Genomic DNA, 23,287 nt, shown 5'->3' with positions numbered 1-23,287 from the left:
CGCCACGGAGCCCGATGTGAAACGCCCCCTGCAACACCTGAAGACCGTCGCGCTGGCGCTGTGCCTGGCCGCGGCCCTGGCCGGCTGCGGCAAGCAGCTGTTCGCGCAGTTGAGCGAGGTCGACGCCAACGACATGCTGACCGTGCTGCTGGAGGCCGGCATCGACGCGGCCAAGAGCTCGCCCGACGACGGCAAGAGTTGGCTGATCACGGTGGACGACGACGACTTCGCGCACGCCATGGAGGCGCTGCACGCGCACGGCCTGCCGCACGCCAAGTACACCAACCTGGGCGAGATGTTCAAGAAGGACGGCCTGATCTCGACCCCGACCGAGGAGCGGGTGCGCTTCATCTTCGGCGTGTCGCAGCAGCTGTCGCGCACGCTCAACGACATTGACGGCGTGGCCCTGGCCCACGTCGAGATCGCGCTGCCCAACAACGATCCGCTGGCCACCGTGGTCAAGCCGCCCAGCGCCTCGGTGTTCATCAAGTACCGCGCCAACACCGACGTCGCCTCGCTGGTGCCGGGCATCAAGAACCTGGTGGTGCACAGCGTCGAGGGGCTCAGTTACGAGAACGTCTCGGTGGTGCTGGTGCCGGGCGCGCCCGCCGCCGCGCCGCGTCCGCGCCCGCCGCGTCTGCCGCGCGGCCTGCTGTGGGGCGCGGCGGCCGCGCTGGGTGCGCTGCTGCTGGGATCGGCCGCGCTGGTGCTGCGTCGGCGCGGCGCCACGCCTGCCACGTTGCTGGCGGCGGCCCGCCGGCTGCGGCCGGTCAGCCAGGGGGCGCGATGATGGACGCCGACGCGGCCGCGCTGCTGCCGCTGCCCCAGCTGGCGGCGCTGCTGCAGGCTTACCAGGGCCGCCTGACGCGGCTGGCCGAGGACATGGATCCCGGCTGGCTGGAGCGGCTGCGGCGCGACAACGGCCTGCCGCAGGCCTCGCCGGCGATGGCGCCGGTCCTGCACGGCGTGCGGCTGCGGCTGGCGCCGGTGGCCCCTGCCGGCTTCACGCCGCCGGCGCACCGGCTGGCGGTGCTGGACAAGTCCGCGCTGCTGCGGGTGCTGGCGGCACGCGCGCTGTACGCCCACCGCGCGCCGCTGTGCCGCTGCGTCGACGGCGTCCTGCTGGCGCAGCTGCGGGCGCTGGTCGGTGCTGCGGCGCTGGCCGGCCTGCGCGAGGCCGGTGCGGCACAGGCCGGGCCCTCCGGGTTCGCCGGCGACGATGACCGCGCACCGCTGCCGGCCCACGCCGGTCTGCTGGACTGGGCGCTTGAAGGCTACGCCCATTTCGAGCGCGACGCGGTCTGGCAGGACGTGCGCCTGCGCCGCCTGATCCAGCTGACCCTGCCGCCCGTCGCGGCCGGGGCCGCCGCCGGGCCGGACTGCCCGGCCACCAACGACAGCGCCGCCCTGCTGGCGCTGTTACCGACATTGTTCCCGGAGCTGACATGGTTATTTGGCTGAGAGGCGAGTCCGGCCCGCTGGGCCTGGGCGGCGACGTGGTGCGGCGCGAGGCGCTGGCGCAGGTGCTGGCGCTGGACCAGGGATGGCAAGCCATCGAGCGGCGCGGCGCCGCCCTGCTGGCCGACGCCGGCGCGCGCGCCGAAGCCGTGGTGGCCGAGGCCGAGGCGCGCGCGGCCGCCATCGTGGCCGAGGCCGAACGGCACGCCGCCGGCAGCGCCCGCCTGGGCTACGCCGCCGGCCGCCGCCGCGCGGTGGAGGAGGTGCACGCGCGGATGCGCGAGCGGGCCGGCGACGACCAGGCGCTGCTGATGGCGATGGGCGAACGCCTGACCGCCATCGTCCACGCCGCGGCCAGCCGGCTGCTGACCGAGACCCCGCGCGAGGCGCTGTGGCGCCGCGCCGCCGAGCTGGTCGGCGCCGAGCTGGCCGAGGCCTCCTTCCTGACCGTGACGGTGCATCCGGACGACGCCGCCGCCGCGCGCCAGTTGTTCGACCAGCCCGGCTGGACGCTGCGCCCCGTCATCGTCGAGGACGCGGCAGCCGGCCCCGGCGCCTGCCTGTGCGAGTGGGACTACGGCGTGCTCGACGCCGGCCTGCCGGCGCAGCTGGCGGCGCTGCGCGCGACGCTGGGCCAGGCGCTGAGCCAGGTGCTGAATCAAACGCTGAGTCAGCCGCTGGCATCGGGCGCGGCGGACGAGGGAGCGCAGCCATGAAGCGCGACTGGCTGCACGCGCTGGCCGACCGCGTCGACGCCGGCCTCGCGGCCCAGCCGGCCGCGCCGCGCATGGGCAAGGTGCTGGAAGTGACCGGCACGCTGCTGCGGGTGGGCGGCCTGGATGCCAGGCTGGGCGAGCTGTGCGACCTGCGCCAGCCCGACGGCACGCTGCTGCAGCGCGCCGAGGTGGTCGGCTTCAACCGCCGCCAGGCGCTGCTGGCGCCGTTCGGCGCGGTCGAGGGCCTGGGCCGCCAGACCCGCGTCAGCGGCCACGGCGCGCCGCTGTCGGTGGCGGTCGGCGACGGCCTGCTGGGCCGGGTGCTGGACGGCTTCGGCCAGCCCATCGACGGCGCCGGACCGCTGCCGTGCACCGAGCGCGTCGGCATCCACGCGTCCGCGCCCAACCCGATGACGCGGCGCATGATCGAGACCCCGCTGCCGACCGGCGTGCGCGTCATCGACGCCCTGGCCACCCTGGGCGAGGGCCAGCGCGTGGGCCTGTTCGCGCCGGCCGGGGTCGGCAAGAGCACGCTGCTGGGCATGCTGGCGCGCGGCACCGACGCCGACCTCAACGTGATAGTCCTGATCGGCGAGCGCGGCCGCGAGGTGCGTGAATTCCTGGAGCTGGTGCTGGGCCCGGAGGGCCGGGCGCGCAGCGTGGTGGTGTGCGCCACCTCGGACCGCTCGGCGATCGAGCGTGCCAAGGCCGCCTTTGTCGGCACCGCCATCGCCGAATACTTCCGCGACCGTGGCCTGCGGGTGCTGCTGATGATGGATTCGCTGACCCGCTACGCCCGCGCCCAGCGCGAGATCGGCCTGGCGGCCGGCGAGCCGCCGACCCGGCGCGGCTTTCCGCCGTCGGTGTTTGCCGAGCTGCCGCGCCTGCTGGAGCGGGCCGGCATGGGCGAGCGCGGCTCGGTCACGGCGCTGTACACCGTGCTGGCCGAGGACGACAGCGGCGGCGACCCGGTCAGCGAGGAGGTGCGCGGCATCCTGGATGGCCACCTGATCCTGTCGCGCCGGATCGCGGCCCGCAACCAGTACCCGGCGATCGACGTGCTGGGCAGCCTGAGCCGGGTGATGAGCCAGATCGTCGCGCCCGCGCACCGCGAGCAGGCCGGCCGCCTGCGGCGCCTGATGGCGCGCTACGACGAGATCGAGCCGCTGCTGCAGATCGGCGAATACCAGGCCGGCGGCGATCCGCTGGCCGACCAGGCGATCGCCCGCCACGACCAGATCGACGCCTTCCTGAACCAGGCCACCGATGAACACGCCGATCCGGGCGACACGCTGGGGCGGCTGGCCGCCATCGCGGCATGAGCGCGGCCAGCGTGCCGCATGCGGCCGCGCTGCGCGCCTGGCGCACCCTGCGCGACGCCAGGACGCGCGCCATCGGCCGCCTGGAGGGCGCGCTGGCGGCGCAGCGCGCGGCGCTGGCGGAGGGCGTCGACGCGGCGGCCCGCCGCGCGGACGAGCTGGCCCGGGCGGACGCGGCGCTGGCGGCCCAGGCCGGGCAGCTGGCCGCGCTGCTGGCCGCGCCGGCCGGGCTGTCGCCGCAGCGCTACCTGGAACACGACGCCTGGCGCGCCCGGCTGGCCGAGGCGCTGGCGGCGGCGCGCGCCGCGCGCGCGGACGCCGAGCAAATAGTCTTGGACAAACAAGGCGCGATTCGGCAAACTCGGCAGGATATCGCGGCCGCCACCGCGCGCCGCGACGCCATCGTCGGCCGGCTGGCCGCCGCCGCGCTGGCCGCCGACCTGGCGCAGCAGGACGCCCAGGACGACGAATCGTCCGAAACCGGGCTGGCGCGCGCGCTGGGCCGGCGCGCGGCAGGGGCGGGCGCATGAACGGGCTGGGCGACGGCCTGGCCGCGCTGTGGACCGCGCACGAGGGCCTGCACACGCTGCTGATGCTGCTGGCGCTGTGCAGCATCCGCCTGCTGGTGGTGTTCGTGGTGCTGCCGGCGGCCTCGGACCAGGTGCTGTCGGGCGGGGTGCGCAACGGCGTGGTGTATGTGGTGGCTTGGTTCATCGCGGCCGGCCAGCCGGCCGACACCCTGGCCAGGCTGGACGGCATGACCGCCCTGATCCTGGTCGGCAAGGAGATGTTTATCGGACTGGTGCTCGGCTACGCGGCCTCGCCGGTGTTCTGGATTGCGCAAAGCGTGGGAGTGGTGATCGACAATATGGCGGGCTTTAACAATGTACAGACCAGCAATCCGCTGCGGGGCGAGCAGAGCACGCCCATCTCCAACGTGCTGATCCAGATGGCGATCGTGCTGTTCTACGTCTCCGGCGGCATGTTGTTCCTGCTGGGGGCGCTGTTTGAATCGTTCCGCTGGTGGCCGCTGACGGCCACGCTGCCCTCGTTCGACGCCATGGCCCAGAGCTTCATGATCAGCCGGGTGGACGGCATCGCCAGCGCCACCGTCAAGCTGGCCGCGCCGGTGATGCTGGTGCTGGTGCTGATCGACCTGGGCTTCGGGCTGGTGGCCAAGGCCGCCGACAAGCTCGAACCGAACTCGCTGAGCCAGCCGGTGCGCGGCGCCGTGGCGCTGCTGATGCTGGTGGTGCTGACCGGCGCCATGGTGGACCAGGTCAAGAGCGAATTCACCTTCGAGCATTTCCGGGCCCTGATACGGCACGGTACGCTGGGCGCGGTGCGGCCATGAGCGGGCGCCCTCTGAAACGGCCAGCGCCGCTGGCGGGGATCGCGTTGCTGTCGCTGTGCCTGGCCATGGGCGCGGCGCGCGCGGCCGATCCGGCCCCGACCCCGGTGTACACCGAACTGCTGCGCATCAACCAGCTGTTCCAGCGCGACCGCCCGGCCGCCATCGGCGCACTGCAGGCGCTGCACGACCACATGCCGGCCAGCGCCACCTTCAACGACCGCAGCAAGGCCTTGATGACGCTGGCGCGTTTCTACCTCGACAGCGGCGACCCGCGCGCGCGCCGCTACATCGACGAGCTAAGCGCGCTGGGCGAGGACGTGCACGACATCGAGACCACGCTGTGGGCGCAAAACTACCGCGCCCGCCTGCTGTCGCTGTTCGACGCCAAGCCGGCCGAGTGCGCGGCCCTGATCGAGCCGGCGCTGGAGCGGGCGGGCGGCGTCAACCACCGGCTGGCCGGCGCGCTGCACGACACCGCCGCCATGTGCCTGGAGGAGCAGGGCGACTTCCAGGGCGCGCTGCGGCACCAGAAGGCCGCGCTGGGGCTGCTGGACGGCCGCAGCGAGAGCGACCAGATGCACCGCGCGATCGCCTTCAACAACATCAGCGCGCTGTACCGGCAGATGGACGACCAGCCGCAGGCGCTCGACTACAACGGCCAGGCCCAGTCGGTGGCGGAGGGCCTGCACGCGCAGGGCGTGCTGGCCTCGCTGGCGCTGGGCCGCTGCGAAAGTTACAGCAAGCTCAAACAGCCGGAGCAGGTCGAGCGGGCGTGCCAGCAAAGCGTGGCGCTGGCGCGCATGGTGGGCGATCCGTCGATCGAGGCCAGCGCCCTGGGCCTGCTCAGCAACGCCGCCTGGCAGGCGCGCCGCTACGGGGAGTGCCTGAGCCTGGCCGAGCGCGCGCTGGAGCTGCGGCGGCCCCTGGACAACGAGCGCGACACCGCCGACGCCCGCGCCGACATCGGCCTGTGCCACATCGGCCTGGGCGCGGTGCAGCAGGGCGTGGGCGAGATCCGCGCCGCGCAGGCGGTCTACCGCGCCGGCAAGAACGACCGCGCCGAGGCCGAGACGCTGGACGCGCTGGCGTCGGCCTACGAGCGCGCCGGCCTGTACAAGGAGGCCTACGCCGCGCTGGGCGAGCTGGGCGAGCTGCGCCAGGGCGTCGCGCGCCGCGAGCTCGACCGGGCCACCATCCAGGTGCGCGCCGAGTTCGAGGCGGTGGCGCGGCAAAAGGAAATCGTGGCGCTGCGGGAAAAGACCCAATTGCAGCAGGTCGAGCTGACCAACGAAAAGCTGGAGCTGGCGGTCGGCGTGCTGCTGGCGCTGCTGGCCGGCATGGCCGGCCTGTTCAAGGTCCGGGAGAAGGAGCGCGCCCGCCGCCGGGCCCAGCAGGACAACCACCGCAAGTCGCAGTTCGTGGCCGAGGCGGCGCACGACCTGCGCCAGCCGATGCAGGCCATCGGCAACCTGCTGGGCGCGGCCGCGCACGCCATCGGCCGGGGCGACATCGACAAGAGCGGCGCCCTGATCGACACCGCGCAAAAGGCCACCAACGCCATGCGCTCCTCGTTCAACGCGGTGCTGGAGCTGTCGCGGCTGGAGTCGGGCGCCATCGCCGCCGAGATCAGCTGCTTCGACCTGGCCGAGCTGGTCAACGAGACCGTGTTCGCGCTGCGGCCGCTGAGCGAGCCGCGCCAGGTGGCGATCCGGGTACGCATGCGCCAAGACGGCACGCTGGTGGTGCGCAGCGACCGCCAGCTGCTGGGGCGGGTGCTGGCCAACCTGCTGTCGAACGCGATCAAGTACAGCGACCGCTCGCGCCCGCGCGGCGCGCGGGTGGTGGTGGGCGTGGTGGGGCTGGGCTGCCAGTGCCGGATCGACATCGTCGACAACGGCGTCGGCATTCCCGAGGCGCTGCAGCGCGAGGTGTTCAAGCCCTTCTTCCAGGCCCACAATCCGGGCCGCGACCGCAAGCGCGGCATCGGCCTGGGCCTGGCCATCGTCGAGTCCATCATGACGCTGCTGGAGCGCCACAGCGTGACGCTGCATTCCACGCCGGGCGTGGGCAGCCGCTTCTCGGTGCGGCTGCCGCGGGCGCCGGAGCAGGCCGTCGCGCTGGCGGCGCCGGTGCCGGTCGCGGGCGCGCCGATGGCCGACGTCGCCGGCCTGTACGTGCTGTATGTGGAGGACGACCGGCTGGTGCGGCAGTCGACCGAGGCGCTGCTGCGCGAATACCGGGTGCTGTGCGAGACGGCCGGCTCGCTGGCCGAGCTGGAGGCCCTGCTGCCGGGCCTGGAGCGCATGCCGGACCTGCTGCTGACCGACTACACCCTGCCGGACGGGCGCACCGCGCGCGACGTGGTGCGGGCGGTACGGGCCGAGTTCGACACCACGCTGCCGGTCATCGTGCTGACCGGCGAGAGCGCCGCGCTGCCGCAGGTGCCGGAGCTGGAGGGCGCCGTCGTGCTGCGCAAGCCGGTGGCGGCCGACGCGCTGCTGGCGCAGATCCGCGCGCTCAGCGCGGCAGCGGCGGGATGATCACGCCGCGGCGCGCCACCTCGACCAGCAGCTCGGTGCGGCGCGCCACCTGGAAGATGCGGAACAGCTTGGGCACGTAATCCTTGCGGATGGTGCCTTCCTCGACCTGCATGCGGCTGGCGATCGATTTGTTGGGCAGGCCCTGGCACAGGTAGTACAGCACCTCCAGGCAGCGGCCGGACACCCCCAGCGCGGCCGCCGGGATGCTGGGCGCGGGCGCGACGGCCGGCGCCGGCGTGCCGTCGCGCGCCATGGCGGTCACCGGCAGGAAGATGCCGCCCTGGAAGACGGTGTCGAGCGCGCGCTCGAACAGGCCCTCGCTGCTCATGTCCTTGGGGATGTAGCCGCAGGCGCCGGCGCTCAGGCAGTCCAGCACCAGCTGGCGCTCGGTGCTGCCGGAGAGCATGATGGCGCGCGTTTCCGGATAGTGCTCCCGCAGGTGGGTCAGCAGGTCGAGCCCGGTCAGCGCGGCCTTCAGGTCGATGTCCAGGAAGGCCAGGTCGAACGGCCGCGCCGCCAGCCTGGCCACCGCTTCCTCGTAGCTGCCGGCCTCCTCGATGCGCGCGCGCGGCTGGGCGATCCGGATCAGCTCGCGCATGCCGGCCCGCACCAGTCCCTGGTCCTCCAACAGCAATATCGTCAACTCCGCGTCCTGCGTCATCTTCTCTCCTTGTCGGGGCCGCTATCGGCACGGGCGCATGGTAACAGAGCTAAGGTTTCCATGTTGCACTGTCCGGCAGGCTCCGACAATTGTCGGTAAGACGATTCCTACCGCCCGACATCTGCGGGATCGAAATCAAGGGCGGGCTCTGCCACTATCTGCTCATCCGCTGACGGCGCCCAGGCGCCGACGGTTTCCGCAGTCCGACCGCTCTTCCGATGAGGTGCCACCATGTTCCAGATCTATTTCGCGCTCGTGTCGTCGCTGGCGCACGCCGACGATATGCCGGCTTATTCGCGCGCCATGCAGGACGGCGATTTCGAGGCTGCGTTGCGCCAGGCCCAGCGCTACGGCGCGGACGACGGCGGCGTCGGCGTCGTGTTCCAGGCCATGGCCGACGCCGCCCTGCTGCTGGGCCACGAGGCCGACGCCGAGGAACATTACCGGCGCGCGCAAAAGCTGCTGCTGAACGACCACGAGGAGCTGCGCCTGCTGTCGTGCCGCAACACCGGCTGGCAGGCGCTGAGCCTGCACCGCTACAGCGCGGCGATGCACTGCTTCTCGCGCATCGCCCAGGACGGCGCGGCCACGGCGCCGCAGGCGATCGAGGCGGCGCTGGGCGTGGCGCTGATCCACCATCAGCTGGGCCAGCAGGGCGCCTGCGACGAGGCGCTGGGCCACGCGGCCCGCCTGGCCGCCGGGCTGGACGACGGCCGCTGGGCGCTGCTGGGCGGGCTGCTGGCGCTGGACTGCGCGGTGCAGCTGCGGGTGCGCTGCTCGGCCGGGCTGCGCGACCACGTGTTCTGGCAATCGGCCGGCGCCCGCGGCGACCAGCGCGAGCAGCTGCGCCGCTACGCCGCCGCGATGGCCGCCTCCGACGCGCGGCGGCCGGCGCCGGAGCTGGCGGCCCAGCGCCACGGCTACCTGGCCCTGCTGCTGCGCCTGGCCGACGGCGAGCGCGACGTGATGGCCGCGCTGCAGCGCCACATCGAGCAATCGCACCGTTGGCGCTGCCAGTCTTACGCCAGCGGCGTGCACATCGAGATCGTGCTGGCGGCGCTGGCCGGCGGCCACGCCGACCTGGCCGAGCAGGTCATGCAGCGCGGCCAGCGCGCCGACAGCCGCGCCCAGCGCTGGAGCCTGGACCAGCGTTATTGCCAGGCCAAGCTCGCCATGTTGCGCGGCCACAGCGGCGACGCGCTGGCCTTCTACGCCGGCTACACCAGCGAGGCGCTGCAGTGCCTGCGCCTTGAAACCCAGGTGGTCAAGGCGCTCGACGGCGTGGTGCGCGAGGCGGGCTGCGCGCCCAGCGACGACGTCAGCGCGCGCCTGCCGGCCAAGTACCGGCGCGCCTACCGCTATCTGGTCGAGCATTACCGCAAGGACGACCTCAGCACCGGCGAGATCGCGGCCCACATCGGCGTCACCGAGCGCGCGCTGCAGCTGGCTTTCCGCGAGCACCTGGGCATGCCGCCCACCGCCGTGCTGCGGCGCCTGCGGCTGGACGCGGTGCGCGCCGAGCTGCTGGCCGAGGACGGCGGCGGCGAGGGCATCCTGAAGACCGCGCACCGGGTCGGCCTGAAAAGCCGCTCGTCGCTGATCCGCGGCTACCGCAAGCAATTCAACGAGGCGCCCTCGGCCAGCGCGTGCCGCTGAACCGCCTCTTCCACCATAGGACCCTCATGAAGATGATGACCCCGGCCCGCCGCGCGCTGCTGGCGGCCTGGCTGGCCTGCGCCGCAGCCGGCGCCGGCGCCGCCGACCACGCGCGCGCCACCGCCCGCATCCCCTGGAAGACCGCCAGCCTGAAATACGTGGCCGACCACAAGGACCTGAAGGAGATGCTGCGCGAGCTTGCCGCCAGCCAGAACGTGCTGGCCTCGATCTCGCCCCAGGTCGAAGGCAACGTCACCGGCACCTTTGCCGAGGCGCCGCAGCAGCTGTTGGAACAGCTGGCGGCCTCGTTCGGCTTTGTCTGGTATTACGACGGCACCGTGCTGTACCTGGCCGGCGCCAACGAGGTGCGCAGTACTTCGATCGGCCTGGCTCACGCCGGCGCGGCCGACCTGCGCGACGCCATCGCGCGGCTGCGCATCGCCGACCCGCGCTTCGCCATCGTGTACGACGACCCGACCAACACCGTGCTGGTGTCGGGGCCGCCGCGCTACCTCGAACTGATCGGCGAGCTGGCGCGCAAGCTCGACGCCGACCACCAGCAGAAGAAGGGCGCGCTGGAGGTGCGGGTGTTCCCGCTGCAGTACGCCTGGGCCAGCGACCATCCGCTGCGGGTGGGCGGGCAGCAGGTCACCATCGTCGGCGTGGCCAACATCCTGCGCGGCATGTACCAGAAGGGCGCGCCGACGCCGCAGCTGCCGCCGCTGGCGCCGCCCAGCGTGGCGCGGGTCGGCAGCGTGGCGCAGAAAAGCGAGCCGCCGGCCGCCGGCGGCTTCTGGAGCGCGGCGCTGCCGGGGCTGGGCGGCGGCGCCGACCACTCCGCCCGCAAGCCGCCGCTGCCCGGCGCCGTCCAGGGCGCGCCGGCCGACGCGGCGACGGCGCTGAACAGCGGCGCGGCGGCCGGCTATCCGCCCGACGACGACAGCCCGACCATCCAGCCCGATCCGCGCACCAACGCCATCCTGATCCGCGACCTGCCGGAGCGCATGGCGGCCTACCAGCGTCTGATCGCCGAGCTCGACACGCGGCCCAAGGTGCTGGAGATCAGCGCCAGCATTATCGATGTGACCGAGAACGGACTGGAGCAGCTGGGCGTGGACTGGCGCCTGCACGGCAGCCATCTGGATCTGGAGACCGGCAACGGCAATATGGCGCAGGCTGGCTTCCCCGGCTCGCTCAACCCGAACGGCTTCGCCAATCCTAACAGCGCCGCCAGCGGCAGCGCCACGGGCGCGCCGCCGTCCACGCCGACCGGCGGCGTGCTGACCGCCGTGCTGGGCGGCGCCGGCCGCTACCTGCTGACCCGCGTCAGCGCGCTGGAGCAGGCCAGCGAGGCTCGCATCACGGCCAGTCCCAAGGTCGCCACGCTGGACAACGTCGAGGCGGTGATGGACAACAAGACCACCTTCTACGTGCCGGTGGCGGGCTACCAGTCGTCCGACTTGTACAGCGTGTCGGCCGGCACCTCGCTGCGGGTGCTGCCGATGGTGGTGCCGCGGCCCGGCGCGGACGGCGACGGCCAGATCCGGCTGACCATCCACATCGAGGACGGCCAGCTGACCGGCCAGATGGTGGGCCAGCTGCCGGTGGTGAGCAACAGCGAGATCGATACCGAGGCGCTGATCCGCAATGGCGAGAGCCTGCTGATCGCCGGCTATTCGGTCGAGCAGAGCAGCAAGGAGCACACCGATGTGCCGCTGTTGTCGCGCCTGCCGTTGCTGGGCGGGCTGTTCAAGAACAAGCAGGACCAGAAGCAGAAGTTCCAGCGGCTGTTCCTGCTGACGCCGCGCATCGTCACGCCGCAGTGAGGCACTGCGGCCGCGCCGCTTCGTCCGCGCGGCGCGGTGTTCGTTTGCGGCCCGCCGGCGGCGGCGGCGGGCGCTACGCTGAGTGACCAATCTAGCCGGGAACCGGCATCGTTATCCGACCTTATTCGCAGGAGCATATCCATGACCCGTAGCGGCAGCATTTCCCGAACTGCGCAGCATCAGACCGATGTCTCACACACCGACGTGCTGCCCGACCCGCGCAGCGCGCACACCACGCCGCCGGCTTCGCCGCGTGGCGGGCAGGGCGCCGTGCCGGCCCAGCTGGCGGCGCTGAAGTCGTCGCGCCTGCAGCGCAGCAGCAGCGACGGCAGCGGCACCCGCGCGCCGGGCGCGGCGGTCCAGCGCAGCCACAGCGCGCGCAGCGAACCGGCGGCAACGCACGGCGCGGCGTCGACGCCGGCGCGTAGCGCGTCGCCGTCGCCCGACCCGCGCAGCGCCCGCTCCAGTCCGGCGATCTCGCCCAGCCACAGCGCGGCCGGCTCCAGCGTGCTGCCCGATCCGCGCAGCGCCCACTCCAGCCCGGCGATTTCGCCCAGTCACAGCTTCGCCGGCTCCAGCGTGTTGCCAGACCCGCGCAGCGCCCGTTCCAGCCCGGCGGTATCGCCCCGCCACAGCTCTGCCGGCTCCAGCGTGCTGCCCGATCCGCGCAGCGCCCACTCCAGCCCGGAGATATCGCCCAGCCGCAGCTTTGCCGGTTCCAGCGTGTTGCCCGACCCGCGCAGCGCGCACACCACTCCGCCGGCCTCGCCGCGCGCCGGCGCGTTGCCGCCGCCACCGATCGCGGCCTCATCGCGCCGGCCGACGGTGGGCGATATCGCCCACACCATCCGCCATCCGAATCCGAAGAAGGAATCGACGACGACGTCCGGTTTCTTCAGCCGCGTGCGGGTCCGTCCGGGCAAGGGCATGCAGTTGCCGACCTCCGGTCCGGCATTGGCCAAGGCACCCGCCGCGCAGCGCAGCGACCCGGCGCCGCCGGCGCTGGGCAAGCCGCTGGACAAGGGCCTGCTCAACAGCGATCACACGAAGATGTTGAAGACCATGCGCCACGCGGTCACGCAGATCGCCCCCGATGTGCCGAAGCCGAAAAAGACCGATGCCCCGGCCGAGGCGCCGTCCGCGCTGACCGACCGGGCGGCGATGGAAGGCCATCTCGACCAGCTGTTCCCGCAACCGACTCGCGCGCTGGGCGCGATGCTGGCGCTGGAGGACCTGAAGACGAATATCCCCGAGGCGCTGGCCGGCCCCGTGCGGCACGGCCCGGCGACCGCCTTCCCGCATACGCTGCATCTGCTGGTGGGCGAGCATCTGGCGCAGGCCTGCGGCGGCGACGCGGTGCGGGCCTCGGCGGCGCTGGCGGTGCTGCGCTCCGGACCGGAGGTGTCGCAGATGCTGCACACGCTGGGCGCCGGCCCCGTGTCCGGCGCCGCGCTCGACGCCCTGCGCACGGCGGCCGGCATGGCGCATACCGCGTCCGGCTTCCAGGCGCTGATGACGATGATGCAGCCGCCGCCGGGCGCCGACCGCCAGGCCGGCCTGCAGCGCCTGCTGACCGCGGCCGCCAAGGTGGCGCAGGAGGGCGTGGCCGCGCACGGCCCGGCCGCCCTGGCCGATTGCGGCAAACGCGCGTCGCTCAAGGTGGCGGTGTCGCCCGCGCGGGCCACGCTGGCCGAGCACGTGCTGGCCATCGAGCTGCGTCTGCACAACGCGCCGCCGGCCGCCGTCGGCGCCCCCAGCGCGTACGCCGCCTTGCCGCCGGCCGAGAAGGCCGCGGTGTTCACCTGGAAGCAGGGCTTCCGCGAGAGCGGGCCGGGCACCGAGCTGTCCAAGGTCCAGGGCCGCCTGGCGAAGATGGGCAAGTACGTGGCGCGCGCCGCCAAGTACGAGCAAAACAAGGCGGTCAAGTTCGACCACAAGAATCCGCTCAACAACGGCAAGTTCGTGAAGGCCCAGGCCAAGCTGGCGATGACCAACCTGAACCAGGTGTTCGGCCGCAAGAAGTCGCCGCTGTCGCCGCTGCGCGCGATGGGCCTCAACAACGCCGCCCAGTTGCACCCGGACGACAACATCACCAAACTGGACGAGAGCGTCGGCACCGCCATGGGCGAGCTGAGCGCGAAGCTGAGCAGCCAGATGCCGGCCCCGGGCGGGGCGGCGCACGCCACCATGGTGAGCCAGCTGTCCGATCCCAGGACCGCGCTGCCGCCGGCCATCGAGCGCTCGGCGCTGCTGAACCACGTGCGCGCCAGCGCGGAGCAGGTGCGGCCGCTGGGGCACAAGCTCGGCAAGGAAGCGCTGCTGCAGGTGGCGATCAACATCGCCGACCATCACGGCGTGCCGGGCGCCAGCGCCACCATCGCCGGCAAGCTGGCGCATTGGGAGGGCAAGAGCGTGACGCTGCCGCATCTGCAGCAATGGGCCAAGGACTGCGGCCTGGCTGAAACCGTGCCGACTGCGCACGCCGGCGGCGGCGTCCCGGCGGCCGGCGAGCCGCCGACGCTGAGCAAGGAGACCGCGTTCGGCACGGCGATGCGCCACGCCACCGGCATCACCGACCCGGCGCACAACCTGCCGGCCAACGTCACGGCCGACGGCGTGCACCAGTACGTGCGCACCTTCATCGAGGAGCAGACCTGGGGCAATGCGGTGACCGCCGCCAGCGGCGGCACCGCAGGCGTGAACGTGGCGCCGCTGACGGTCGGCCTGCGCAAGCTGAGCCAGGAATTGAGCGCGCTGGTGACCGGCGGCGCGGTCACCGGATCGGTCACGCCGGTGATCGACGCGCGCGGCACCCGCAGCCACACCGCGCAGATCGGCTTCGGCAGCAGCCACCACGGCGGCGAGCTGTTCCTCGGCACCCAGAAGCAAAAGGCCGGTTCGCTCGGCGGCGGCATCGGGGCGTCGATCCGCGCCGGCTGGCATAAGCTGGGCGGCCAGGCCGGGGCCTCGGCCTCGGTCAGCCCGCTGGCCGGGGACGCCACCCACACGCGCGGCGTCATGGTGCGCACCGCGCGCCCGGAAGCCGCCGACGGCCGCAGCTGGGATACCGCCCACGCGCGCAAGGAGCTGGTGCACGTGGTCGACTTCATGTTCGCCATGGCCAAGGAGGACAACGGCGGCAAGCAGGTGCCGGCGCAGACGTGGGAAAAAATCGCCAACGAGTTCTTCGACAGCGAGACCATCTCGATCGGCTGGCACAACCAGTCGGCCGAAAGCCTGAAGCACACCGCCACCGGCTCGGCCAACGTGCGCGCCGGCGTGATCGCGCACGCCAAGCCGTACGAGGCGGTGGGCGTGGGCGCCACGGCCACCCTCAACACCGACTGGGCCTCGGCCGCCAACAACAAGCGCACCGAGACCAGCGGCGACAAGCGCCTGATACGCAACCACCACCTGTCGCGCCTTCAGGTCAATGGCACGCTGGGGGCGGCCGTCACCAGCCCGTCCATTCCGGTGGCCGTCGGCGCCACCACCTCCGAGTCGCTCAACGTGCCGACGCCGCTGGCGGCCAAGCAGGCCAACTTCAGCCTGGTGGACCAGGGCGCGAGCGTGACCTTCCGCGCCATCGTCGATGCCGGCCGCCTGTCGGAGACCTACACCCTGCGCGAGGTCGAGCACCGCGACCCCCAGCAATTCAAGGCGCTGCTGACCGAGCCGAGCCGCCGGGCCCAGTTCGAGCAGGTGTTCGCGGCCGTGCACGGCCCGGTCGAGGCCAAGCGGGAACTGGACAAGTTCGTCCAGAAGCTCGACACCTGGGCCGGTCCTGGCCAGCACTACGCCCTGCGTTCGCGCCTGCGGGCCGACGTGCGCCGCGGGCTCGACGAGAGCGCCGCGCTGGCCAAGACCATCCACCAGCGCAACCCCAACGATCCGCAGCTGCAGCAGATCTCGGCCCACATGATGGCCAGGATGAGCGACGAGGCGTCGTGGGTGCCGATGCAGATCCAGTCGAACGAGGCGCAGACCGCCAGCGACGTGGCCGGCCTGAATTTCGGCGCGGTGATGACCTCCAACTTCAGCGTCAGCAGCGAGCGCGAGCTGTTCGCCACGGCGGCGCAGCCCAATGTGGTGCGGGCCTGGGCCGACCATCCGGCGCCGGCGCCGGCCGCCGGGACGCGTCCAGAGGGCGCCTGATGTTGCGCCTGACAGCGCGCCGGCCGGCCTCGGCCTGTCTGGCGCTGGCCTGCGCGCTGGCCCCGGCCGCGCGCGCCGACTGCTTCGACGAGGCCGCCGCCTACCAGCACGTCAACCCGCTGGTGTTGCGTGCCATCGCCTGGCAGGAGTCGCGCGGGCGCGCGGCGGCGCTGCACCGCAATGCCGACGGCTCGACCGACTACGGCCTCATGCAGATCAATTCCATCCATGAGGCCGAGCTGCGCAACTGGGGCATCGCGTCGGACGAGCTGACGCGGCAGCCCTGCGTGGGCGTCTACGTGGCGGCCTGGCATCTGCGCAAGATGATGCTCAAGTACGGCAACACCTGGGACGCCGTGGGCGCCTACCACTCCGAGACGCCGGCCCTGCGCGACCGCTACAAGGAGCAGGTGCGGCGCATCGTCGAGGCCCACAACGGCCCGTGATAGCGCCGGCTTCGGCCCGTAGCGTATCGCTTCGTTTTAACCGGCGGCGGAGGCGCCGGCGCTGGTTAAGCTGGAGTCTGACCTTGTTGCGCGCGCCGGCCCGCCGGTGAACAAGGGCGCGGAGCGTGACCCTCCCGCCACGCATCTACTCAGCCGGCTGCGCCCCGACCTGTCCGCGCAGCCCTGTTCCATTGTCACTTCATTGGAGGGAATTATCATGAGTATCAAGAGTTTTTTTAAGCACCTGGGACATGCGATCGAGCATGGCGTCGAGGATGTGGTGCATGGCGCCGAACACGCCGTCAAGGACATCGGCCAGATGGCAAAGGATGCCGGCCACGTGATGGATGATCTGGTTCATGGCAAGTTCAAGGCGGCGCTCAACGACGCCGTGAGCTGCGCCTCGAACGGTGTCAAGGCCTTCACCGAGATGCCCAAGGCGGAGATGGCGGCGGTGTGCGATGCCACCTCGGACCTGCACCTGAACAAATCGCTCGACAAGATTGCGCAGAAGGTCAAGGGCCTCGGCGACAAGGTGGTCGACGGTGAGCGCGCGATCGCCGGCAAGGTGATCTCGGACGTCGGCAACGGCATCGAAGGCACGGTGGCCGGCACCATCAACGCCGCCAAGGATGTGGCGCACGGCGATTTCGGCAAGGCGTTCAAGGACGGTGTGGGCGCGGCCGGCAGCGCGCTGCAGGTGGCGGCCGACATGACGCCGGAGGGCCTGGCGGCCACCGCGGCGGTGGGCGCCATGCAGGTCGGCCATATCGGCGGCGAGAAGCTGCAGGGCTTTGTGGGCGACGTGGTCGGCGGTCCCAAGGGCCTGCTCAAGCGCGCGGCGGAAAGCGGCGCCGGCCTGGCGGCCAACGAGGTGGCCGGGAAGGTGGGGGCGGCGCTGGCCGGCACGGGCGGCGGCGCGACGGGCGCGGTGGCGTTGGGCGCCGTCGCGGCCGCGCCGATGCTGGCCGACGCCATCCCCAGCCGCCGAGGCCACCGCGGCCACGAGGGCGCGCCGCACACCGTCAACCGCGAGCTGACGCCGCCGGCCGGCGGCCATGACGGCCGGTCGCCCGGCGTGGCGCCGGAGCACCGGTCCGGTCCGTCGGCCGAAAGCCATGACGGCACGGTCCGGCATGACCAGCGCGACCAGCATGACCGGCGCGACGGGCGCGACCAGGGCGCCGGTTCCGCCGGTTCCGCCGCCGGTTCCGCCGCCGCCTCCTACGGCGAAGCCGCGTCGACCATCGCGGCGGCGCGGGCTTCGGCCGCCAGCACCATGGCGGCCCAGGATGCGCTGGCGGCGATCCAGAACAAGATCGCGCTGAACCAGGCCAAGAACTCGGTGGAGGACGAGCTGGGTAAAGGCGTGAAGGCGCTGGCGCAGTAAGCGCAGTAAGTTCTGTCGCCGGGCGGGCCGGCACCGGCGTCGGCGCCGGTCCGCGTTACATTAATCAATATTGCAAGGAGTACCATTGTGGCCGTCAATTCGATCTCGCACGCGGTGCCCCATGCGGTGCCGGAATTGCCGCCGGCGGCGCTCAAGCCCGCTGCACTCCCGGATGGCGGGGCCGGCGCCAGTAAAGCCAGACCGGCCGTCAGCGGTCCGCTGGCGGCGTTGAAGCCGGCCGCCGCCGGGGCCAGGCCGACCCGCGCCGGCGCCGCTCCGCGACCGCTGGGCATGCCGGCGCAGCGCTTGAAGGTCGCGGGCCTGCCCGCCGGCGGCGCCCCGGCCGGGGCCCCGGCCAAGCCGGTGTCCGCCGCGCCTTCGCCGGCGCCGGCCGCCAACACCTTTGCGGCCAAGGCCCACAGCGCGGAAAGCACGATCGCCGCAATGCAGGCGTCGGCGATGGAGACCATGCTGGCGCAAAACGCCATTGCCCAGGTACAGAACGAGATCGCGCTCAACCAGTCGAAAAACTCTGTCAAGGAAGAATTAGGCAAGGGCCTGAAAACGCTTTCCCAGTAAGACCGATACCGTACAGGCGTGTTGTTCCTCCCCTCGACGCAGAAAGGGGCGGATAATTAACCGCCCGCCTATCAATTTCCACCTTTAAAATAGGGTTTTCGCCCCGATTTGGGGTATCTGCACGGTAATATCTGATGTTCTGCGTGCCTGGAGGGTCGTCCTCCCGCATCATTTAAGGAAGTAATCATGGTTCCCCACCTCGTCACGGCCCTGACCGGACCGCTGCTCGACCTCGAAGAAAAAATCCTGGCCGCCACGCCAGCCATTGAGCGCTGGTTCCGCCTGGAGTGGCAGGAGCACACGCCGCCGTTCTATTGCTCGGTCGATATGCGCAACGCCGGCTACAAGCTGGCGCCGGTCGATACCAATCTGTTCCCAGGCGGCTTCAATCACCTGGCGACGGAAATGTTGCCGCTGTCGGTGCAGGCGGCCATGGCCGCCATCGACAAATATTGCCCGGACGCCCGCAACCTGCTGCTGATCCCGGAAGTGACCCAGCGCCATCCGACCTACTGGCAGAACGTTGCGCGGCTGATGCAGATCTTCCGCCAGACCGGCCTGCACGTGCGCCTGGGCTCGTTGTCGCCGGAGATCACCCAGCCAACGCCGCTGGCGCTGCCCGACGGCAACATGCTGGTGGTCGAGCCGCTGGTGCGCTCGGCCAACGGCCGCCGCCTGGGCCTGAAGGATTTCGATCCGTGCACGATCCTGCTGAACAACGACCTGTCGGCCGGCATTCCTGACATTTTGCAGAACATCCACGAGCAAAGCCTGCTGCCACCGCTGCACGCCGGCTGGGCCGTGCGCCGCAAGAGCAACCACATGAACGCCTACGACGAGGTGGTCAAAAAGTTCGGCAAGCTGATCGGTGTGGATCCGTGGATGCTCAATCCCTTCCACGCCAAGTGCGACGCCGTCAATTTCCGCACCGGCGAGGGCTATGAGTGCCTGGCCGCCAATGTCGACGCGCTGCTGTCCAAGATCAAGAAGAAGTACAAGGAATACGGCATCAAGGACCAGAAGCCCTTCGTGATCGTCAAGCCGGACGCCGGGACCTACGGCACCAGCATCCTGACGATCAAGGATTCCAGTGAAATCAAGGACTTAAGCCAGGCCCAGCGCGACAGGATGATCGTCGTCAAGGATGGCAAGGAAGTGACCGACTTCATCATCCAGGAAGGCGTGCCGACCTTCGAGAGCATCAAGGACGCGGTGGCCGAGCCGGTGGTCTACATGATAGACCGCTACGTGGTGGGCGGCTTCTACCGCGTGCACGCGGAAAAGGGCATCGACCAGAACCTCAACGCGCCCGGTTCGCAGTACGTGCCGCTGGCGTTCGCCCAGCAGCACGCGGTGCCGGACCTGAAGGCCAAGCCGGGCACGGCGGCGCCGAACCGGTTCTACGTCTACGGCGTGGTGGCGCGGCTGGCCCTGCTGGCGGCGTCGCTGGAAATGGAACGCACCGATCCGAACCCGGAAGTCTATTGACGTCGTTCCCGCGCAGGCGGGAACCCATAGAACGCGTCATCGCACGCTCAGTATGGATTCCCGCCTGCGCGGGAATGACTCCGGCGGGCTCGGCCGGTGCCAGAGGCGAATCTCGGCTAAAATCAGGCATTACCCAGAATGGATGCGCCCATGAAAATAGCTTTCCTCGCCGATCCCTTGGCCAGCTTCAAAACCTACAAGGATTCGACCTACGCCATGATGGTGGAAGCGGCCAAACGCGGCCACACCGTCTACGCCTTCGAGCAAAAAGACATGGCGCTGGACAACGGCGTGGTCTACGCCAACGCGGCCGCGATCACCATGACCGGCGACAGCCACGACTGGTACCGCGCGGCGCCCGCCCACGAAACCAACCTGGGCGACTTCGACGCCATCATCCAGCGCAAGGACCCTCCGTTCGACATGGAGTACATCTACGGCACCTACCTGCTGGAGCTGGCCGAAAAGCAGGGCGCCAAGGTCTTCAACAAGCCGTCCGCGATCCGCGACCACAACGAAAAGCTGTCCATCGCCCAGTTCAACCAGTTCACCTCTCCCACCCTGGTGACGGCCGACGAAGCGCGCATCCGCGCCTTCCACAAGCACCACGGCGACATCATCCTCAAGCCGCTGGACGGCATGGGCGGCGCCGGCGTGTTCCGCGTGGCGGCCGACGGCATGAACCTGGGCTCCATCATCGAAACCCTGACCGATAACGGTGCTCGCACCATTATGGTGCAACGCTATATCCCGGAGATCGTCAAGGGCGACAAGCGCATCCTGGTGATCGCCGGCAAGCCGGTGCCGTTCTCGCTGGCGCGTATCCCGCAGAACGGCGAAGTGCGCGGCAACCTGGCGGCCGGCGGCATGGGCGTGGCCCAGCCGCTGACCAAGCGCGATGAGGAAATTGCCAACACCCTGGGGCCGATACTGGCCGCCCGTGGCTTGTTGCTGGTAGGATTAGACGTTATCGGTGATTGCCTCACGGAAGTGAATGTCACCAGTCCAACCTGCTTCCAGGAAATTACCCAGCAAACGGGCTTCCAGGTGGCGGCGATGTTCATCGACGCCGTCGAAGCGGCCGTGCAGGGCAAATAACTCCAATACACCCGCGCGTGACGTTAAAAAAACGTCCGCGCTCACTGGCGGTTTAAGAATATGGTTGGCATACTGCTTATGACGCACGCACCACTGGGACAGGCCTTCATTGCCGCCTGCGCCCATGTGTTCCGTGGTCCCACCGAGCGGCTGGAGGCGATCGACGTGATCGCCGACCAGGACCTCGGCGAAGTCCAGGCACTGGCGGCGGCGGCAATCCAACGTCTCGACGAAGGCGACGGCGTGCTGGTCATCACCGACGTCAAAGGCGGCACGCCCGCCAATTGCTGTAACCGTCTGGCCGATGCCGGCCGGGTGGAGGTGATCGCGGGCATCAGCTTGCCGATGCTGCTGCGCGCCATCACCTATCGCCGCGACACGCTGGACGTGGTGGTGGAAATGGCCCTGGCCGGCGCGCAGAGTGGGGCCGTGCGCGTCGATAACCGAATCCGGGTCGGGCAGTCCTGACTCCGGAATTATTTTTTGCAGTGCGCATTTCTGATTGAGACAAAAGAAAAATGATTCAACAAGAACTTGAGATTATCAACAAGCTTGGTTTGCATGCGCGTGCCTCCGCCAAATTCACCCAACTGGCAGCAAAATTTCAAAGCGACGTCTGGCTGACCCGCAACGCGCGCCGTATCAACGCCAAGTCCATCATGGGCGTGATGATGCTGGCCGCCGGCAAGGGCGCCAAGGTCACGCTGGAAGCCGACGGCGCCGATGAAGGCGATTGCATCGCCGCGCTGACCGCGCTGGTCAACGACAAGTTCGGCGAAGGCGAGTAATGCCCGCGGAACGCAGCCGTCCCCGTACCCCGACAGGGCCGCCCATGGCTTCCTTTACCTTGCACGGCATCCCGGTGTCGCGCGGCATCGCCATCGGCCGCGCGCACAAGCTGGCGCCGGCCGCGCTGGACGTCAAGCATTACCTGGTGGCGGAAGAGCATCTGGAAGCCGAAGTGTCGCGCCTGCAGCAGGCGCTGGTCCAGGTGCACAAGGAACTGCAGACCCTGTGGAACGAACTGCCGAAGGATGCGCCGACCGAACTGGGCGCCTTCATCGACGTCCACGCGCTGATCCTGTCCGACCCGATGATCTCGGAAGCGCCGCTGGACATCATCCGCACCCGCCACTACAACGCCGAATGGGCGCTGCTGACCCAGATCGACGAGCTGTCGGCGCAGTTCGACGAAATCGAAGACCCCTACCTGCGCGAGCGCAAGGCCGACATCCAGCAGGTCGCCGAGCGCGTGCTGAAGGTGTTGATGGGCACCGCCCAGATCCTGCCCGCCACCACCGGCGAGGACGGCTTCCAGGCGCAGATGATCATCGTCGCCCACGACATCTCGCCGGCCGACATGCTGCAGTTCCGCGACCGCTCCTTCATCGGCTTCGTCACCGACGTCGGCGGCCAGAACTCGCACACGGCCATCGTCGCCCGCAGCCTGGACATCCCGGCGGCGGTCGGCATGTCCGGCGCCTCGACCCTGATCGAGCAGGACGACTGGCTGATCATCGACGGCGACGCCGGCGTGGTGATCGCCAACCCCAGCGCACTGGTGCTGGAGCAGTACCGCGAACGCCAGGGCGCGGCCGCGCGCGCGCGCAAGAAGCTCAGTAAGCTGAAGAAGACGCCGGCCATCACCAAGGACGGCGTCGAGATCCAGCTGATGGCCAACATCGAGCTGCCGGACGACTGCCCGGCCGCGATGGAGGCGGGCGCCAACGGCGTCGGCCTGTTCCGCTCCGAGTTCCTGTTCATGGGCCGCAACAGCCGCATCCCGTCCGAGGACGAGCAGTTCGAACAGTACAAGAAGGCCGTGGTGGCGATGAAGGGCCGGCCGGTGACCATCCGCACGCTCGACATCGGCGCCGACAAGCCGCTCGACCAGACCGAGCACACCGCGCTCAATCCGGCGCTGGGTTTGCGGGCGATCCGCTACTGCCTGGCCGAACCGCAGATCTTCCTGACCCAGCTGCGCGCCATCCTGCGCGCGTCGGCGTTCGGCAAGGTGCGCATCCTGATCCCGATGCTGGCGCACGCGTTCGAGATCGACCAGTCGCTGGCCATGATCGCCCAGGCCAAGGCCGAGCTGCGCGAGCAGAACGTCAAGTTCGACGAGCAGGTCGACGTCGGCGCCATGATCGAGATTCCGGCCGCCGCGCTGGCGCTGCCGATGTTCGTCAAGCGCATGGACTTCCTGTCGATCGGCACCAATGACCTGATCCAGTACACGCTGGCGATCGACCGGGTTGATTATGAGGTCGCACACCTTTACAATCCGCTGCATCCGGCTGTGCTGCAATTGATCTCGATGACGATTGCGGCCGGGCATAAAGCCGGGATCGACGTGGCGGTATGCGGCGAGATGGCGGGCGATATCAAGCTCACGCGCCTGCTGCTGGGCATGGGCTTGCGCGAGTTCTCGATGCACCCGGCACAGCTGCTGTCGGTCAAGCAGGAAATCCTGAACAGCGACCTTGCGCGCATCATGCCGCAAACGCGCAAGATCATGCGCTCGATGGAACCAAATGTGATTGCAGACGCGGTCGAACAATTGCAGTTGATGTAGTAAGTGGTGGGACCCATCCTCGCGGT

Annotated in this window: 19 protein-coding genes; 18 read left to right on the top strand and 1 reads right to left on the bottom strand. The window is 70.4% G+C overall.

Going from position 1 to position 23,287, the window contains the following annotated elements; translation table 11 throughout:
• The first annotated feature begins 16 nt into the window (after nt 1-16).
• Genes sctJ through ACEN9O_RS04845 form a run of 7 tightly spaced genes read left to right on the top strand, consistent with a single transcriptional unit; the run spans nt 17 to nt 7,387 of the window.
• Nucleotides 17-790 (top strand): type III secretion system inner membrane ring lipoprotein SctJ, encoded by a 774-nt coding sequence (gene sctJ / locus ACEN9O_RS04875; RefSeq protein WP_495616515.1) that lies wholly within the window; start codon nt 17-19, stop codon nt 788-790.
• Nucleotides 787-1,461 (top strand): type III secretion protein HrpB4, encoded by a 675-nt coding sequence (locus ACEN9O_RS04870; RefSeq protein WP_495616514.1) that lies wholly within the window; start codon nt 787-789, stop codon nt 1,459-1,461. The genes sctJ and ACEN9O_RS04870 overlap by 4 nt, the downstream gene beginning before the upstream one ends.
• Nucleotides 1,446-2,174: a type III secretion system stator protein SctL gene (gene sctL, locus ACEN9O_RS04865; protein WP_495616513.1), complete on the top strand. Its 729-nt coding sequence runs from the start codon at nt 1,446-1,448 to the stop codon at nt 2,172-2,174. Before ACEN9O_RS04870 ends, sctL begins: the two co-directional genes overlap by 16 nt.
• Nucleotides 2,171-3,496, top strand: coding sequence for a type III secretion system ATPase SctN (gene sctN, locus ACEN9O_RS04860; RefSeq protein ID WP_495616512.1), 1,326 nt, complete (start codon nt 2,171-2,173; stop codon nt 3,494-3,496). The genes sctL and sctN overlap by 4 nt, the downstream gene beginning before the upstream one ends.
• The gene (locus tag ACEN9O_RS04855) at nt 3,493-4,023 is read left to right on the top strand and encodes a hypothetical protein (RefSeq protein ID WP_495616511.1); all 531 of its coding nucleotides are present in this window, start codon (nt 3,493-3,495) and stop codon (nt 4,021-4,023) included. Before sctN ends, ACEN9O_RS04855 begins: the two co-directional genes overlap by 4 nt.
• Nucleotides 4,020-4,847, top strand: a complete 828-nt coding sequence (gene sctT, locus ACEN9O_RS04850; protein ID WP_495616510.1) for a type III secretion system export apparatus subunit SctT — start codon at nt 4,020-4,022, stop codon at nt 4,845-4,847. The genes ACEN9O_RS04855 and sctT overlap by 4 nt, the downstream gene beginning before the upstream one ends.
• A complete protein-coding gene (locus ACEN9O_RS04845; RefSeq protein WP_495616509.1) occupies nt 4,844-7,387 on the top strand; it encodes an ATP-binding protein in 2,544 nt (847 codons plus the stop codon). The genes sctT and ACEN9O_RS04845 overlap by 4 nt, the downstream gene beginning before the upstream one ends.
• Here ACEN9O_RS04845 and ACEN9O_RS04840 read toward each other — a convergent pair.
• The gene (locus ACEN9O_RS04840; protein ID WP_495616508.1) at nt 7,365-8,048 is read right to left on the bottom strand and encodes a response regulator; all 684 of its coding nucleotides are present in this window, start codon (nt 8,046-8,048) and stop codon (nt 7,365-7,367) included. The genes ACEN9O_RS04845 and ACEN9O_RS04840 overlap by 23 nt on opposite strands.
• A 231-nt stretch (nt 8,049-8,279) precedes the next feature.
• Here ACEN9O_RS04840 and ACEN9O_RS04835 point away from each other — a divergent pair, with 231 nt between their 5' ends.
• The 11 genes from ACEN9O_RS04835 to ptsP all read left to right on the top strand — a co-directional run bounded on the left by ACEN9O_RS04835 (nt 8,280) and on the right by ptsP (nt 23,261).
• Nucleotides 8,280-9,704 carry a helix-turn-helix transcriptional regulator gene (locus ACEN9O_RS04835; RefSeq protein WP_495616507.1) on the top strand — a complete coding sequence of 475 codons (1,425 nt, stop codon included), beginning with the start codon at nt 8,280-8,282 and terminating at the stop codon, nt 9,702-9,704.
• A 26-nt stretch (nt 9,705-9,730) separates the two neighbouring features.
• Nucleotides 9,731-11,530 carry a type III secretion system outer membrane ring subunit SctC gene (gene sctC / locus ACEN9O_RS04830; protein WP_495616506.1) on the top strand — a complete coding sequence of 600 codons (1,800 nt, stop codon included), beginning with the start codon at nt 9,731-9,733 and terminating at the stop codon, nt 11,528-11,530.
• Nucleotides 11,531-11,671: 141 nt separating this feature from the next.
• The gene (locus ACEN9O_RS04825; RefSeq protein ID WP_495616505.1) at nt 11,672-15,685 is read left to right on the top strand and encodes a hypothetical protein; all 4,014 of its coding nucleotides are present in this window, start codon (nt 11,672-11,674) and stop codon (nt 15,683-15,685) included.
• On the top strand, nt 15,685-16,131 hold the full coding sequence (locus ACEN9O_RS04820) for a lytic transglycosylase domain-containing protein (protein ID WP_495616504.1): 447 nt from the start codon (nt 15,685-15,687) through the stop codon (nt 16,129-16,131). The genes ACEN9O_RS04825 and ACEN9O_RS04820 overlap by 1 nt, the downstream gene beginning before the upstream one ends.
• Before the next feature lie 217 nt (nt 16,132-16,348).
• Nucleotides 16,349-17,521 carry a hypothetical protein gene (locus ACEN9O_RS04815; RefSeq protein WP_495616503.1) on the top strand — a complete coding sequence of 391 codons (1,173 nt, stop codon included), beginning with the start codon at nt 16,349-16,351 and terminating at the stop codon, nt 17,519-17,521.
• A gap of 87 nt (nt 17,522-17,608) precedes the next feature.
• A complete protein-coding gene (locus ACEN9O_RS04810; protein WP_495616502.1) occupies nt 17,609-18,100 on the top strand; it encodes a hypothetical protein in 492 nt (163 codons plus the stop codon).
• 186 nt (nt 18,101-18,286) lie between these two features.
• Nucleotides 18,287-19,588 (top strand): glutamate--cysteine ligase, encoded by a 1,302-nt coding sequence (gene gshA, locus ACEN9O_RS04805; RefSeq protein ID WP_495616501.1) that lies wholly within the window; start codon nt 18,287-18,289, stop codon nt 19,586-19,588.
• 150 nt (nt 19,589-19,738) lie between these two features.
• Nucleotides 19,739-20,686, top strand: a complete 948-nt coding sequence (gene gshB / locus ACEN9O_RS04800) for a glutathione synthase (protein WP_495616500.1) — start codon at nt 19,739-19,741, stop codon at nt 20,684-20,686.
• A gap of 60 nt (nt 20,687-20,746) precedes the next feature.
• Nucleotides 20,747-21,154, top strand: coding sequence for a PTS sugar transporter subunit IIA (locus tag ACEN9O_RS04795; RefSeq protein ID WP_495616499.1), 408 nt, complete (start codon nt 20,747-20,749; stop codon nt 21,152-21,154).
• A gap of 50 nt (nt 21,155-21,204) precedes the next feature.
• Complete coding sequence (locus tag ACEN9O_RS04790; RefSeq protein ID WP_008444930.1) at nt 21,205-21,474, top strand: HPr family phosphocarrier protein; 270 nt, start codon at nt 21,205-21,207, stop codon at nt 21,472-21,474.
• 44 nt (nt 21,475-21,518) lie between these two features.
• Nucleotides 21,519-23,261 (top strand): phosphoenolpyruvate--protein phosphotransferase, encoded by a 1,743-nt coding sequence (ptsP, locus tag ACEN9O_RS04785; RefSeq protein WP_495616498.1) that lies wholly within the window; start codon nt 21,519-21,521, stop codon nt 23,259-23,261.
• Nucleotides 23,262-23,287: the final 26 nt, after the last annotated feature.

Source organism: Duganella sp. Dugasp78 (assembly GCF_059491455.1).
This window is presented reverse-complemented; position numbering and strand designations above follow the sequence as displayed.

Excerpts from the sequence above, each read along its gene's own strand:
- sctT (WP_495616510.1), top strand. The coding sequence starts at position 4,020 with ATGAACGGGCTGGGCGACGGCCTGGCCGCGCTGTGGACCGCGCACGAG.
- gshB (WP_495616500.1), top strand. The coding sequence starts at position 19,739 with ATGAAAATAGCTTTCCTCGCCGATCCCTTGGCCAGCTTCAAAACCTAC.
- sctN (WP_495616512.1), top strand. The coding sequence starts at position 2,171 with ATGAAGCGCGACTGGCTGCACGCGCTGGCCGACCGCGTCGACGCCGGC.
- ACEN9O_RS04870 (WP_495616514.1), top strand. The coding sequence starts at position 787 with ATGATGGACGCCGACGCGGCCGCGCTGCTGCCGCTGCCCCAGCTGGCG.
- ACEN9O_RS04840 (WP_495616508.1), bottom strand. The coding sequence starts at position 8,048 with ATGACGCAGGACGCGGAGTTGACGATATTGCTGTTGGAGGACCAGGGA.
- ptsP (WP_495616498.1), top strand. The coding sequence starts at position 21,519 with ATGGCTTCCTTTACCTTGCACGGCATCCCGGTGTCGCGCGGCATCGCC.
- ACEN9O_RS04790 (WP_008444930.1), top strand. The coding sequence starts at position 21,205 with ATGATTCAACAAGAACTTGAGATTATCAACAAGCTTGGTTTGCATGCG.
- ACEN9O_RS04820 (WP_495616504.1), top strand. The coding sequence starts at position 15,685 with ATGTTGCGCCTGACAGCGCGCCGGCCGGCCTCGGCCTGTCTGGCGCTG.
- ACEN9O_RS04855 (WP_495616511.1), top strand. The coding sequence starts at position 3,493 with ATGAGCGCGGCCAGCGTGCCGCATGCGGCCGCGCTGCGCGCCTGGCGC.
- ACEN9O_RS04835 (WP_495616507.1), top strand. The coding sequence starts at position 8,280 with ATGTTCCAGATCTATTTCGCGCTCGTGTCGTCGCTGGCGCACGCCGAC.
- ACEN9O_RS04825 (WP_495616505.1), top strand. The coding sequence starts at position 11,672 with ATGACCCGTAGCGGCAGCATTTCCCGAACTGCGCAGCATCAGACCGAT.
- sctC (WP_495616506.1), top strand. The coding sequence starts at position 9,731 with ATGAAGATGATGACCCCGGCCCGCCGCGCGCTGCTGGCGGCCTGGCTG.
- ACEN9O_RS04795 (WP_495616499.1), top strand. The coding sequence starts at position 20,747 with ATGGTTGGCATACTGCTTATGACGCACGCACCACTGGGACAGGCCTTC.
- ACEN9O_RS04815 (WP_495616503.1), top strand. The coding sequence starts at position 16,349 with ATGAGTATCAAGAGTTTTTTTAAGCACCTGGGACATGCGATCGAGCAT.
- gshA (WP_495616501.1), top strand. The coding sequence starts at position 18,287 with ATGGTTCCCCACCTCGTCACGGCCCTGACCGGACCGCTGCTCGACCTC.
- ACEN9O_RS04845 (WP_495616509.1), top strand. The coding sequence starts at position 4,844 with ATGAGCGGGCGCCCTCTGAAACGGCCAGCGCCGCTGGCGGGGATCGCG.
- sctL (WP_495616513.1), top strand. The coding sequence starts at position 1,446 with ATGGTTATTTGGCTGAGAGGCGAGTCCGGCCCGCTGGGCCTGGGCGGC.